Consider the following 12,309-nt stretch of genomic DNA (forward strand, 5'->3'; position numbering starts at 1 on the left):
CTTACCCTAAGCTCAAAATGCTCGACAACTGTTACATTCCCATGATTTCGTAACCAGCATCGACATACAAAACTTGACCCGTAATCCCGCTAGATAGATTGCTGCACAGAAAAGCCGCAGCATTTCCCACTTCCTGCTGAGTTACAGTCCGCCGCAGCGGGGCCACTTCCTCAACGTGGTGGATCATGTCCAGAATGCCGCCAACTGCTGACGAAGCCAAAGTCCGAATCGGGCCCGAAGAAATGGCATTTACCCGAATATTTAACGGGCCGAGTTCCGCCGCCAGATAGCGAACATTCATTTCTAAAGCAGCCTTAGCAATTCCCATGACATTATAATTAGGAACTACCCGCACGCCTCCCAAATAAGTTAGGGTGATAATACTGCCGCCTTCGGCCATCAGCGGTTTAGCAGCAGCACAAAGCCGCACCAGGGAGTAAGCGCTAATATCCAAAGCATTGGAGAAACCTTGGCGCGAGGTGTTGCTGAAATCTCCGGAAAGTTCGTCCTTGCCGGCAAAAGCCAGACAGTGAACTAGGACATCTAACTTGCCCCATTTGTCGGCGATTGTTTGAAAAGTAGACTCGATTTCGCTCTCGTCTTGGACATTGCAGGGCAGATACAGACTGGGATTGAGCGGTTCTACCAGTTCGGCGACTTTGCGCTCGTGCTTGCCTTTCTCGTCCTTCAAATAAGTTATGCCGAGGTTAGCCCCAGCTTTGTGGAGCTGCTGGGCGATGCCCCAGGCGATCGAGCGATTGTTGGCAATGCCCGTAACAAGAGCATTTTTTCCGGTCAAATCTATCATCAAAAAAAGTGGGTGGAAACCCCGTCACTTCGGCTACGCTCAGCGCATCGCCTTCGCTTGACGGCTTTACAAAAATATACAAAACACAGCCAACCATATCACAGAAGACGTGTTAGAGTGTGAAGATGGAAAAAGCCTATCGCTACCGATTCTACCCTAATACCGAGCAAGAAAATCTCTTGCGACGGACAATGGGTTGCGCCCGGTTAGTGTACAACAGGGCTTTGGCTTACCGCACAGAATCTTGGTACGATCGCCAGGAAAGAATTGGCTATGGCGAAACTTCGTCTATGCTAACGAATTGGAAGAAACAGGAAGAACTTGATTTCTTAAATGAAGTTAGCTGCGTACCTCTTCAGCAAGGACTGCGCCACCTTCAGACAGCATTCACCAACTTCTTTGCAGGACGAGCTAAGTATCCTAATTTCAAGAAAAAGCATAACGGCGGCAGTGCTGAATTTACCAAATCTGCCTTCCGCTGGAAAAACAGACAGGTATTCTTAGCTAAATGTAGCGAGCCATTACCCATCCGCTGGAGCAAACAAATTCCCCAAGGGTGTATCCCGTCAACTATTACGGTAAAATTAACGCCCGCTGGACGTTGGTTTGTCTCCATACTTGTAGATGATTATACAATCCAATCGCTTCCCAAAATAGATAAGACTATCGGATTGGACGTGGGGATTACAAGTTTGATTGCTACTAGCGACGGCGATAAAATTGCCAATCCCAAGCCCCCTAAGAAGCTTCGGAAGAAGTTGAAAAGAAAGCAAAAAGCGTTAGCTCGCAAGCGTCCGGGAAGCAACAATCGGGAAAAAGCCCGGAGACAAGTCGCAAAAGTTCACGCACAGATAGTCGATGTGCGTAAAGATTTTCTTCATAAGCTAACGACTAAACTCGTTCGTGAAAACCAAACGATTGTAGTTGAGGACTTGGCTATCAAGAATATGGTGAAAAACCATAAGCTAGCTCTTGCCATTAGTGATGCTAGTTGGGGTGAATTGATTCGCCAGCTAAGCTACAAGTGCGATTGGTATGGTCGGGATTTAATCAAAATAGACCGCTGGTTTCCTAGTTCTAAGCGCTGTGGAAACTGCGGTCACATTGTTCAAAAATTGTCTTTGAATATTCGCGAATGGGAATGTCCTAAGTGTCGAACGAACCACGATCGCGATATCAATGCGGCAAAAAATATTTTGGCGGCTGGGCTAGCCGTTTCAGTCTGTGGAGCAACCGTAAGACCTGAAGAGAGCAAATCTCGGAAGGCCGGTGCTATGAAGCAGAAACCTAATCGGTGATGATTGGGAATCCCCGTACCTTGTTTGTCGGGGTGGATGTCAAACAGCGTGTGCTTACCTTAATATTAGATGACAGTAACAGAATCCCTAGACATTGGAGGTAGGGCAGTATATTTACTCAATAAGGTTAATCGACAAGTTAAAAACTATTGATTAGTACAAAGGATCTCGTCGTGACACATGATAGACCGCTAGCAGCCGTGTTCCGCCAAATCAGCGGCGGGGCTTTTCCACCCATTGTCGAAAACTTTGAACGGGGCAAGACAATTTTTTTCCCTGGAGACCCGGCTGAGCGTGTCTACGTTCTCATTAGAGGTGCTGTGAAGCTCTCCAGGGTGTACGAAGCAGGGGAAGAAATTACAGTCGCCCTGCTGCGCGAAAACAGCGTATTTGGGGTGCTGTCTCTGATTACGGGACACCGATCGGACAGGTTTTACCACGCGGTAGCCTTTACGCCGGTAGAGTTGATCTCGCTGCCTATCGAACAAGTCGAGAAAGCGCTCAAGGAAGACCCGGAATTGTCGATGGTGATGCTCCGGGGGCTGTCGTCTCGGATTTTGCAAACCGAGATGATGATCGAAACGCTGGCACACCGAGATATGGGATCGAGACTCGTCAGCTTTTTGCTGATTCTGTGCCGGGATTTTGGCGTGCCGAGTACGGAGGGGATTACGATTGATTTGAAGCTGTCCCACCAGGCGATCGCGGAGGCGATCGGCTCGACGCGGGTAACTGTGACTCGTTTGCTGGGGGATCTCAGACAAGAAACCATGATCTCGATCCACAAGAAAAAGATCACAGTTCACAATCCGGTGGCCTTAAGCCAGCAATTCACTTGATGCCGAGAAACTATGGGATTTTGGATTTTGGATTCTAGATTCAATCCAAAATCCACAATCTACAATAAAAAATCGGAATGACTGCTGGATACATCCTAGTATTTGTAATTTTAGTTTTGGGGGGTGTGATCGCTACTGTCAGCGATCGCCTTGGGACGAAAGTCGGCAAGGCCAGATTGAGTTTGTTTAAACTGCGCCCCCGCGATACCGCTGTTGTAGTGACAGTGATGGCCGGCAGCATCCTGTCAGCAATTACTTTGGGCATTTTGTTTGCTAGTAGCAAGCCGCTGCGAACCGGAGTTTTTAGCATAGACGAGATTCAAAAAAGACTCAACAACGCCCGCAGAGAAATCAACCAAGCCACTCAAGAAAAAAATAGAGTTGAAACTGAATTAGCTCGATCCAGAGCCGCTCAAGCGCAAGCTAGAGCCAATTTAGAGCAAATTAATCGATCGCTCCAAGCAGCCAATGCCGAGCAAGCCAAGACGCAAACAAAATTAAATTCGCTGCGGGCCCAGCTCAACAGCGTGGAAGCAGCCAAGTCTAAAACTGAACAGCAGTTAAGTCAGGTAGAAGCAGCAAAATCTCAGACAGAAGAACAGCTTGCTACTGTGGAAGCGGCGAAATCCCGCACCGAAGAACAATTGAAATTGGTGGAAACGGCGCGATCGACTACCAGAGCTCAGCTCGATCGCACCGAGAACCAATTAAAAACAGTTTCAGGCCAAAAAACGACTTTGAGCTCGGAAATCGCCCAACTGCAAGAGGAACGCCAACAGTTGATCGAGCAGCGAGAGCAGGTAAAAACTCAAATTGCTCAGCGCGATCGAGAAATTGCCCAGCGAGAGGCAGAAATTACTAAACGAAATGCGGCAATTGTCGATCGCAACAAGCTAATTGCCGAGCGAGATAAGGAAATTGCCCAGCGCGCGGAAAATCTCGCCTCGCGCGATCGCACAATAGTCGAGAGGGATAAAGTAATTGCCGAGAGGGAAGCACTTTTAGAAACTCTGGGACAGCAACAAGCTCAACTCGAACAGCAACAAACAGTCTTGCAGCAGCAAGTGCAAGTTTTGGAAAGGGACTTTCAAGCCATCCGCGAGGGAACAGTTGCGATCAGGCGCGGTCAAATTTTAGCTGCTGGCGTTGTTAGCATCCAGGAAGCGGGTACGGAGAGTCGCGCGATCGATCGACTGTTGCAAGAAGCAAATAAAACCACCGTCGGACTGATGCAGCCGGAAAATACTAAGGTTAGAGAACAGGTTATTCAAATTACTAAAGCGGAAATCGATCAATTAATCAGTCAGATTAAAGACGGTAAAGACTACGTGGTGCGGATTGTCGCCGGTGCTAATTACCTGCGACAAGAAAAGGTAATTAAGGTATTTGCAGAAGCCGAAATCAATCGAGTGGTGTTCCGCGCTGGAGATGTGATTGCAGCGGTGGCTGTCGATCCGGTAGCTTTACCTGACGAACAGGTGCGGCAGCAGTTGCAGGAATTGATCGAAGCTTGTCAATTTCGCGCTCGGTTAATTGGTGTTGTCGGCGGTAGAGTCCAAGTTGCGGACAATCGGATTGAAACTTTGGCTGGTTTTGTCGATCGACTGCAACAGTACGAGAAACAACTAGAGGTTCGGGCGATCGCCGCAGAAGTCACATACATCGCCGGGCCGCTGAAAATCGATTTAGTTGCCCTCTCAAACGGAGTCGTTGTTTTCCGCACCGGACAACAGGAGCCAAGTAGGGGAGATTTAAAACTTAGATAAGAAGTGCGATCGATCTATCGAATTTCAGCAAAAATTTTGGGCAATTGTTCAAAATTTTGCTTGACATTTTCGCGCCATTGACATATCATTAAATCATGGGAATCCGTGCCGCCATATATATAGCAATCCTAGGGTGCGTCGCCACCAAAAATATCGAAACAATTAATTAAAACGGGGAAGCAAATATTGTGGTAAAAACCCGGTTTCTGATTGCTGCGGGGGGTGAAAGAAACCGGGTTTTTTCGATAAATTAAAACTCCCAAGCACAGATTGTGGCAAAAACCCGGTTTCTGATCTTGAGATAGTAGGGTGCGTCGCCATCGGCAATTTGCCAATCTAATCGACAATCTCACAGCGACGCACCGCCAGAATCAGATACGCCTTCTGATATCATGTCTGGTCGATTATCATAACAAAAAACGGTTTGTAGTGCGGACTTCAGTCCGCTCTTCGGTTGCGGACAAAAAACGGTTTGTAGTGCGGACTTCAGTCCGCTCTTCGGTTGCGGAAAAAAAACGGTTTGTAGTGCGGACTTCAGTCCGCTCTTCGGTTGCAAAAAACGGTTTGTAGTGCGGACTTCAGTCCGCTCTTCGGTTGCGGACAAAAAACGGTTTGTAGTGCGGACTTCAGTCCGCAATATTGAGCGGACTGAAGTCCGCACTACGAACGAATCTTGCTGCGGGGGGTCAAAGAAACCGGGTTTTTTCGATAAATTAAAACTGGCAAACAAAGATTGTGGCAAAAACCCGGTTTCTGATTTTAGGCTTTATATGGCCGCACGGATTTCCATGATGATATAATATGTCAATCTAGCAAAAAAGTCAAGTAAAATAAGATTGAGTTAGTCGGCGCTCAAGCCCAACTACAAACTTATTAAATGAGGACTCATAAATATGATTTTAGGTTTCGATCCGGGGAAAGACAAGTGCGGCATCGCCGTGATGGGTAGAGATAAGAACGTCTGCTACCATCAAGTAGTGCTGTCCGACGAAGCAATATCTACTATTCAATCTCTGTGCAAACAGTTTCCCATTGAGTTATTAGTCATGGGAGACCAAACAACTTCTAAAAGTTGGAAACAAAAACTCAGTCAGAGTTTGTCCCCGGAGATCGAAATTGTTCGGGTTGACGAGAGGTACAGCAGTTTGGAAGCGAAGGATCGTTACTGGGAAATGTACCCTCCGACGGGCCTTTCTCGCTTGATTCCGCAGGGAATGCGGACTCCGCCGCGGCCTGTAGATGATATAGTGGCGATCGTCCTAATTGAAAGATATTTGAACAAAAGTTAGCGATCGAACCTGCTAAGTCTGTTGAACCATCCACACCAAAAATCCTAAAATGGTTTCCACGGGAAGCAGGGGATAATCGGTAAGGTCGATCGCCACTGTGGTTCCCGAAAGCTTGAGAAAACGCCATTGAGTGCCACTGCTGATACAACCGTAGATAGTTGCGATCGGGCGTTCTGCTGCTTCGTTAAAGCGCTGTGCTGCTACCATTTCAGCAATACATTGACCGATCCCTTCGTTCAAATCGGCTTTTTTTGCTTCCACAACTACGATCGCGGGCGCTTCTACTGTAAGCTGTTCGGGCGATCGGCTAATTAAAAAATCGACGTATCCGGTGAGCTCGCAACTGGGGTCAACATTGAATTCCCGTCCCGAAAATAAACTGATTTGGCGGTTCATCAAGCGCCGGACTTCTTGCAAAACTGGGTAGACAATGGCTTCAGATCTGGCTTTTTCTGAACCAACTGCGATCGTCCAAGGCAAATCTTCTAATTCGCTAGTCAATCTCGGACTGGGATTAATTGATTCCACCTCAGGAAAAAACCTAGTTCCCTCCACGATAGTTAACTGAAAGTCTTTTTTAGCTTTAGTAATTGTGAATTGACTGTAAGGCATAATGTGCGATCGCTCTTTATGAAATTTAAAATGCTATGGACAATATCCGGAAGGCGCACTCTGATTTTTTACGATCGATCGCCCATTTCCTGCAACCAACTCACCAAATCGTCCGCGCTATTAAAATCAAGCACAGCTTCTGTCAAACTATCAAATCGAGCGCTAGATAACTGTGCAATTCTAGATTTGATTGACTCATCCAACGTTCCCAGCTTTCGTTCCAGCAAACGAATCACAGTATTAATTTGACGCTGCAAACCCTGCTGCAAACCCTGCTGCAAACCCTGCTGCAAACCCTGCTGCAAACCCTGCTGCAAACCCTGCTGCAAACCCCTTTCTAATCCTGTTTCTAACATTTCTTCTCTCGACCTTTGCTGATCTTGCAGATAAAACACCTGTGCTTCCAATTGATCTAATTCTTTGCGGCTGAGGTTTACGGTATTAGCAATACCAAAAGCTTGCTGAATCGATGCAGTTGTTTCCAGCGATTCTGGAACCATTTCCAAATTCGGTGCTTCTCTGATAAAATAAATCCACTTGTCAGCTAGAGATTCTAACTCATCAACAGATTTATTAAATTTTGGTAATTCCACAAAAATTAGCGTCATTGTCGGACAGATATAATCAAAATGTTCCTCCTCTTCTCTAAAAGAAAAACGGGAAATAATTTTATTGGTGTTTTCAAACAAAATAAAATCCGTAATTGTGATGGCAATTACCGGGTCTAAATTTAAGTAGCCCTTGCCCCGCGTGAGTTGATTTCCGTAAGCTTTCGCTGCATTGTAGGCAATCCGTTTTTCAAAGGCTTTAACATTCAAAACTTGCATTTCGATAATGACGATCGTTCCGTTATCTAGGGTTGCTTTGACATCTAAATAGGAGTCTTTCAATCCCAAAACCTCTCCGGATTGATACGGATCGAGAATTTGCAAATCTTCAATGGTGGGATTTCCTTGATAAATCAGGGCATTTAAAAAACTGATGAGAATCGGCTTGCTTGATTCGGAAGCAAAGATTTTTTTAAAGGCAAAATCTGTCCTGGGGTCGATAAATGTCATGGCTTTTAACTCCGATTTATAATTCTTGAAAAGTTTGTAGTAAGGACTTTAGTTTTTTTATTCTTAATTTTTAAGGACTAAAGTCCTTACTACGAACCGGGTTTAATTAACTGCTGCTAACTGTTTGTCTTTGGTTTCTACGGGTGCAGTCAAAGCTTCTTCCAAATCGGCACACCCGAGTTTTTCCTCCAAGATTGCCATCACTTCGCGGCCGAAATCATTGGAATTTCTCTGCCAAGCTTCTAAACAAATTTGTCCGAAAAATGAGCCCAAAGGTTCGGGATTCCAGAGCAATTTGCGCGCTGTCCAAGGCATCAAACTCATCGGATCGTAATCGGGTTGCAGAATATCTTTTTTGAAGGCGTATTCTTCTAAGATGGTGTGCGGCTGCAACCCGATAAAGAAAATTGCTGGTTCTACTTTATCGACTCCGAAAATTCGCTCTAATTCTCGGTGATAGGCAATAGTTTGTCGGATGGTTTCAAAGGTTTCGTCAATGACGTTGAATGAGTAATTTACCGAAACCACATCGTTGTAACCGGCGGCTTTTAAATCGCGGCAATTTTCCAAAACTACTCGCAGGTTGTAGCCCATCCGCATTTTGCGAACCAGTTCCTGGGAACCGCTGGTGATGCCGATTTCAAAGTAATTCATCCCGGTTTTTACCATCAAATCGCACAATTCGGGTGTGAGATTGTCCGCACGGATGTAAGCCGCCCAGTGGATGTCACTCATGCCGTCGGCGATGATTTTTTGCAATAATTCGATCGCATCGTCGATGAATTTGCGGGCGGGGATAAATTGCGCGTCGGTAAACCAGAAGTTGCGGATACCTCGATCGTACAATTGGCGCATCTCCGCCACCACCTCATCCCCCGGATTGATCCGCACTTGCTTCCCTTCAATCACCGTATAGATGCAGTAACAGCAATTGTGAGGACAGCCGCGCTTGGTTTGGACTCCGAGGTAGAAGTCCATATCCTGTAGATAATAGGAAAATTCTGGCCAAATAATCTCGATGTAGTTATAGTTGCAGGCAGTTTTCTCGATGCTTGCTGGCTTTTCGTGAATTAGCCGATCGCGCGGTACAGTTTCTCCTACCACATAACACCTTTCCTGAGCCAAATCTTCGCCTTTAATTAACTTCTCCAGCAACGCCTCGCCTTCGCCCACCGAAACCACAGTCCCCTGCGGCAAACTGCGGCCCAACTGCTCGTAAAACACGCTCACAGCACCGCCACCGACCACTGCACGGGCTTCCGGATGGTATTTCCGGGCCCGCTTCAATCCGCGCTTAATCAGTCCCAGATTGCGCCAGAGCTCGGTGTAGTAAGACGTGGCTAAACGCAGTCCTCCGAGTGCTCCCCGGAACTTGGTTAGGGGATTTTTGGCGTAGTAAAACTCGAAGGCATTTTGCAGCGGATTTCCGCCTCTACCGCCCACGGGCGCGTAAATTTGAATATCCCGCCAAGAGAAAACCAACAGCGTTGGCCCAAACTCATCTACGATCGCATCCAAACCTTTAGCGTAATCCAGCGGCGGTACTGCGCCTAAGTCGAAAATCCGCTGTTGGACATCGGGAAACAGCTTGTGTACGTGATCCGAAAGGTACACAACTCCGATCGGGAAAATCGGATTGCAAGGGAGGCGAACGTACAAAACTCGGTTTTCTCGGCTTTCCATGATTGCCATATCCTAATGTGGAACTTTTTTAACTATGTTTATATTCTTTTAATATAACTTTACATTCTCTCTAATTTTCGCAATTTTATATTAAATATTTTTAAATTTTGCTAAGAGGCTTCAGGCTGAGCGTGTGGGCGCAGGTCGGCGACCGCAGCAGAAAAAATGTGTTTTTTGAGTAAATACAGCATATATTGACCGAAAATCGCAGCAGGGAGCCAAAAATCCGATATTTATTTGGAAAAATAGAAAAGTGGGTGCGATCGGTCTCTAATGTGTTATTCAGTTGGTAGTCGGGTTTACAGTAGGTGGGGATCGCAAGATGTTAGCCTGAGAAGATAACTAAAACTTTTAGGCAAAGCCCCTCAGCATTTATGGCTCAAATTCTTGACCCAGTACCCTCAGACGCCCACAGCAAAATTCTCTGCTGCTACGTCAACGCCACGAGTCAAATTCAGATTGCTCGCATCTGCAACATTCCTAACTGGTACTTTGAACGAGTGGTGTTTCCCGGACAGCGTTTAGTCTTTGAAGCGATGCGGGCCGCAGCATTGGAAATTCACACCGGGATGATGGCCAGTGCAATTTTGTCGGATAAAATTCCTTGCGATCGCTTGCAGATTAACGAAGGCCCGTATTCTGCAATCAATCCTAGCAGATCCCGAGGACAAGCTCAGGGCGATCGCCCACCAATTTCTGGCCGCCCCAAATCCCGAGAAACCTCAGAACCTTTGACAGTACCCGCGCTAACAGCCGTCGATTAACGGAAGTTGTGAGTTTTGAGTTATAAATTGTCAGTAAATTGATAACTCGGCACTCAAAATTCCAACTCCTGCAAAGCGGTAAAAACTCAACAGTTAAGAATCAAAGTTTCTGAATAGAATTTTAGATCGAAACTCAAAATCGCCAAAATTATATTCAATCCGGTTGCTAGCGATGCAACCGGATTGATATTAGTCTGTTTTTGATATTTCCCTGAGTTTGGTTCACAGGTCAAAAAGCTGTGCAAAAATAGGATTAAACAGCTTTTCTAATTTCAGCCATGTCAGCAGAACCGATCGCACTTTCGCCATCTTCCCCTCCAGTATTTGAGCCGGCTGTATTCCGGCTTTCTCCCCTGATTAGAATCACGCTGTTGAGTTTGTACTTCGCCCTGAGTATTCCCTTACCGTTTTTGTCGGAAGTAACGAAAGCACCGATTCCGCCCGCTGCACTGTGGGCGGCAATTGCGATCGGCGCAGCGGGCCTCTACGGCGTGCTCAGCGAACGGGTAATCCTCAGCGAGGAGGGGATTGAAGTTACCTATCCGAAGTGGTTTCCGCGGGTGTTTCGCAGGGGCTGGACTCTTCCTTGGAGTGAGGTGAAAGCTCTTAAACCTCGATCGACCGGTCAAGGAGGTTTAGTGTACTATTTCCTGAGTCATGCCGGTGAAGGTTATCTGTTACCGATGCGGGTGGCTGGATTTGCTAAATTAGTGCGTTTGGTGCAAGCGAAAACGGGTATTGATACTAGAGATGTTCGCCCTTTGTCTCAGCCTTGGATGTATTTAATTTTGCTCTTCTGCACGCTGTTGCTGCTGTTGGTGGATGCGTGGACGATCGCAACTGCTATTAGCTTGAGAAGTTAAGAAATTCAAGTAATAATTGGCAATTGGTAATCTGTCAGGAATGACGCAACTATCAAAGAAATAGGGGCAACCACGAGTGGATTGCCCCTAAAAAACGCTATATGTTGGTGTGTTATATGGCGTCATGCACCCTGCATGACTCGATTATGGATGCTTTATTTCGAGCAGATTCCTAAACGCTAAAGAACGAGGAATTAGGCACATTGATCGTGTCTTGAATAACAGCAATCCGGTTTCCGTTTAACAGAATCTCCGTGTCAAATGCGCTGCCCCCCAGTTGAAGATCGCGATCCTTCCTTAGCGTGTACTGAGACAGACTGCCCTTAATCTGAATCTTGTCGCCCTCGCCCGCTACAAAACCTCGGATCAGCGCGAATTGGCTGGATGCAGTGTAGAAGGCAGTGGAGAAATTGCCAAGCACATAGGTATCTGCACCACCTCCACCTAAAAGATCGTCAACTTGAGCACCAGATTGATTGCCGAAGCCATTCAAGGTGTCATTGCCCAATCCCCCCGTGAGGAAATCTGAGCCCGCCTCACCATTCAAGACATCGTTGCCTTGGCCACCACTCAACTGATCGTTGCCAGTACCACCGAAAAGTACGTCATTGCCACCATTACCCTGGACGTTATCATTTCCGTTTCCAGCAAAGATTGTGTCGTTACCATCGCTAGGCAGAGCCGCACCACCGTTATCACCAAAGATGCGATCGTCTCCGTCAAGACCTTGAATGAAATCGTTTCCTCCAAATCCCCTGATTGTATCAGCTTGTAAAGTGCCGATTAGATTGTTGTTGCCGCTGTTACCTATAATTTCCATGTTGGGTTTCCTGTTTGTTCTTAATCCAGTGATGTGTAGACCCTAACAAGGCATCGTCTACGCATCGTCCACAGCAGCGTGAATCGATCGTGAATTGGTAAAATTTTCTGGCTTTACTGTTTTGGCTACTATGGAAAAGCTCAGCAATTTCATAACCGTAATTTTTTTGCTGAGGAATGAGAATTAAATAACTTACAAGCTTTATTATTCTTGTGGGATGGGCGTCCCGCCCGTTCTTTATGGACGGGCGGGACGCCCATCCCACTTTCATTGTGTAAATTATTTAATTTGCGATCCTGAGTACCCCTGTGGGTACTTTCTCTGCTCCTGAATCAATACATACGACTTTTTATGACTTTTTCTAGCTGGCATTGTCAGTGCATTGGTTTAACTTGGGTTTATCAGGTCAAACAAACCCGCTGATACTAATACTATTTCCCAAATTCATGCAACAGTAAAAACCTTAGATTGATTTGCTGAAATAAAGCCAAGGATGCAGATTGTAGCCA

11 protein-coding genes are annotated in these 12,309 nt (G+C 46.3%); 6 read left to right on the plus strand and 5 right to left on the minus strand.

Annotation, left to right across the window (positions count from 1 at the left end; translation table 11 throughout):
- Positions 1 to 31: 31 nt before the first annotated feature.
- A complete protein-coding gene (gene fabI / locus JGK39_RS02320) occupies positions 32 to 808 on the minus strand; it encodes an enoyl-ACP reductase FabI (RefSeq protein WP_293245687.1) in 777 nt (258 codons plus the stop codon).
- Between the two features lie 125 nt (positions 809 to 933).
- Here fabI and JGK39_RS02325 point away from each other — a divergent pair, with 125 nt between their 5' ends.
- From JGK39_RS02325 to JGK39_RS02340, 4 genes are all read left to right on the plus strand, one after another.
- A complete protein-coding gene (locus JGK39_RS02325) occupies positions 934 to 2,106 on the plus strand; it encodes an RNA-guided endonuclease TnpB family protein (RefSeq protein WP_293245685.1) in 1,173 nt (390 codons plus the stop codon).
- Positions 2,107 to 2,279: 173 nt separating this feature from the next.
- Positions 2,280 to 2,945 (plus strand): global nitrogen regulator NtcA, encoded by a 666-nt coding sequence (ntcA, locus tag JGK39_RS02330; protein WP_293245683.1) that lies wholly within the window; start codon positions 2,280 to 2,282, stop codon positions 2,943 to 2,945.
- Between the two features lie 77 nt (positions 2,946 to 3,022).
- Entirely contained in the window at positions 3,023 to 4,711 is a 1,689-nt protein-coding gene (locus tag JGK39_RS02335) for a DUF3084 domain-containing protein (RefSeq protein WP_293245681.1), read from the plus strand.
- Positions 4,712 to 5,604: 893 nt separating this feature from the next.
- Positions 5,605 to 6,000 carry a pre-16S rRNA-processing nuclease YqgF gene (locus JGK39_RS02340; protein ID WP_293245679.1) on the plus strand — a complete coding sequence of 132 codons (396 nt, stop codon included), beginning with the start codon at positions 5,605 to 5,607 and terminating at the stop codon, positions 5,998 to 6,000.
- 12 nt (positions 6,001 to 6,012) lie between these two features.
- On the opposite strand, the gene JGK39_RS02345 is transcribed toward JGK39_RS02340, so the two are convergent.
- The 3 genes from JGK39_RS02345 to JGK39_RS02355 form a co-directional block, all read right to left on the minus strand.
- Positions 6,013 to 6,612, minus strand: coding sequence for a hypothetical protein (locus JGK39_RS02345; RefSeq protein ID WP_293245677.1), 600 nt, complete (start codon positions 6,610 to 6,612; stop codon positions 6,013 to 6,015).
- A 68-nt stretch (positions 6,613 to 6,680) separates the two neighbouring features.
- Positions 6,681 to 7,670 (minus strand): Rpn family recombination-promoting nuclease/putative transposase, encoded by a 990-nt coding sequence (locus JGK39_RS02350; protein WP_293245675.1) that lies wholly within the window; start codon positions 7,668 to 7,670, stop codon positions 6,681 to 6,683.
- Positions 7,671 to 7,772: 102 nt separating this feature from the next.
- On the minus strand, positions 7,773 to 9,353 hold the full coding sequence (locus JGK39_RS02355; RefSeq protein ID WP_293245673.1) for a photosystem II high light acclimation radical SAM protein: 1,581 nt from the start codon (positions 9,351 to 9,353) through the stop codon (positions 7,773 to 7,775).
- 374 nt (positions 9,354 to 9,727) lie between these two features.
- Here JGK39_RS02355 and JGK39_RS02360 point away from each other — a divergent pair, with 374 nt between their 5' ends.
- Both JGK39_RS02360 and JGK39_RS02365 read left to right on the plus strand, forming a co-directional pair.
- Complete coding sequence (locus JGK39_RS02360; RefSeq protein ID WP_293245671.1) at positions 9,728 to 10,117, plus strand: DUF1830 domain-containing protein; 390 nt, start codon at positions 9,728 to 9,730, stop codon at positions 10,115 to 10,117.
- 278 nt (positions 10,118 to 10,395) lie between these two features.
- Positions 10,396 to 10,980, plus strand: coding sequence for a hypothetical protein (locus JGK39_RS02365; RefSeq protein WP_293245669.1), 585 nt, complete (start codon positions 10,396 to 10,398; stop codon positions 10,978 to 10,980).
- A 172-nt stretch (positions 10,981 to 11,152) separates the two neighbouring features.
- On the opposite strand, the gene JGK39_RS02370 is transcribed toward JGK39_RS02365, so the two are convergent.
- A complete protein-coding gene (locus JGK39_RS02370; protein WP_293245667.1) occupies positions 11,153 to 11,800 on the minus strand; it encodes a calcium-binding protein in 648 nt (215 codons plus the stop codon).
- Between the last annotated feature and the right edge of the window lie 509 nt (positions 11,801 to 12,309).

The sequence above is a fragment of the Microcoleus sp. PH2017_12_PCY_D_A genome (genome assembly GCF_020738565.1).
In the GTDB taxonomy this organism is placed as follows: domain Bacteria; phylum Cyanobacteriota; class Cyanobacteriia; order Cyanobacteriales; family Microcoleaceae; genus Microcoleus.

Coding starts and splice junctions, on each gene's coding strand:
- fabI (WP_293245687.1), bottom strand. CDS start 808: ATGATAGATTTGACCGGAAAAAATGCTCTTGTTACGGGCATTGCCAAC.
- JGK39_RS02325 (WP_293245685.1), top strand. CDS start 934: ATGGAAAAAGCCTATCGCTACCGATTCTACCCTAATACCGAGCAAGAA.
- JGK39_RS02335 (WP_293245681.1), top strand. CDS start 3,023: ATGACTGCTGGATACATCCTAGTATTTGTAATTTTAGTTTTGGGGGGT.
- JGK39_RS02340 (WP_293245679.1), top strand. CDS start 5,605: ATGATTTTAGGTTTCGATCCGGGGAAAGACAAGTGCGGCATCGCCGTG.
- JGK39_RS02345 (WP_293245677.1), bottom strand. CDS start 6,612: ATGCCTTACAGTCAATTCACAATTACTAAAGCTAAAAAAGACTTTCAG.
- JGK39_RS02350 (WP_293245675.1), bottom strand. CDS start 7,670: ATGACATTTATCGACCCCAGGACAGATTTTGCCTTTAAAAAAATCTTT.
- JGK39_RS02355 (WP_293245673.1), bottom strand. CDS start 9,353: ATGGAAAGCCGAGAAAACCGAGTTTTGTACGTTCGCCTCCCTTGCAAT.
- JGK39_RS02360 (WP_293245671.1), top strand. CDS start 9,728: ATGGCTCAAATTCTTGACCCAGTACCCTCAGACGCCCACAGCAAAATT.
- JGK39_RS02365 (WP_293245669.1), top strand. CDS start 10,396: ATGTCAGCAGAACCGATCGCACTTTCGCCATCTTCCCCTCCAGTATTT.
- JGK39_RS02370 (WP_293245667.1), bottom strand. CDS start 11,800: ATGGAAATTATAGGTAACAGCGGCAACAACAATCTAATCGGCACTTTA.